Origin of the sequence: Nocardioides antri, assembly GCF_008373765.1 — a bacterium.
Taxonomy (GTDB): Bacteria; Actinomycetota; Actinomycetes; order Propionibacteriales; family Nocardioidaceae; genus Nocardioides; species Nocardioides antri.
Genome location: NZ_VUJW01000038.1, coordinates 1 through 627 on the forward strand (window position 1 = coordinate 1; position 627 = coordinate 627).

Annotated in this window: 1 protein-coding gene; it reads right to left on the reverse strand. The window is 71.8% G+C overall.

The genetic code is table 11. The features are described 5' to 3' along the window. On the reverse strand, positions 1-232 hold a 232-nt coding region (locus tag F0U47_RS21650; RefSeq protein ID WP_223162847.1), incomplete at its 3' end, for a hypothetical protein. Positions 233-627 lie beyond the last annotated feature (395 nt).

The window sequence follows — 627 nt, forward strand, 5'->3', positions numbered from 1 at the left end:
CGTGACCCCGGCCGTGGCCGTTGCCCGTGCCGTCGCCCCTGCCCTTGGCCTTGTCCTTGCCCTTGCCGGGGTCGTCGAGCGCCGGCTGCCCGCCGGGCTCGTTCGGCGCGCGGTCCGGGCCGACCGGCGCGGAAGTCTCTGTGCCTGGCAGCCCCGGGGACCAGGGGCTGCCAGGCGCGGAGGTGGTGACGTCGGACTGTGGGGTTCCGACGGTTCCTCCGGAGCTCGGCACGCCGGACGTGGTGGCGGGGCGCTGCNNCCACCGCCCCGGCAAAGGCACGAACGCCGGCGTATCGAGCAGCCCGAGCGGCGCGGGAAGAGCTCGCACTGAGCTCCGCCAGCTGGTGAAGCAGCACGAGGTCCGGCTCGAGGGTCGGTGGGGCGACCTTGAGCTGTGGGGTGGGCCGATGTGCCATTTTCGTCTTCCGCTCGAACTCGACTTGCACCCTTACCTGTCGCGACCGCCCGCCGTCGTTACGCGGACCCGGAAAAACGTCGGAGTGGTCTGGACCAGTGCCGCTCAGCCGGGCGTGTTGACCATGAACGTCGCGGCGTGGGTGACGTAGGCCCAGAACTGGGCGTCCTGCTCCGGGGTGAGCTCGACCGAGTCGAGGGCGGCCCGGAAGT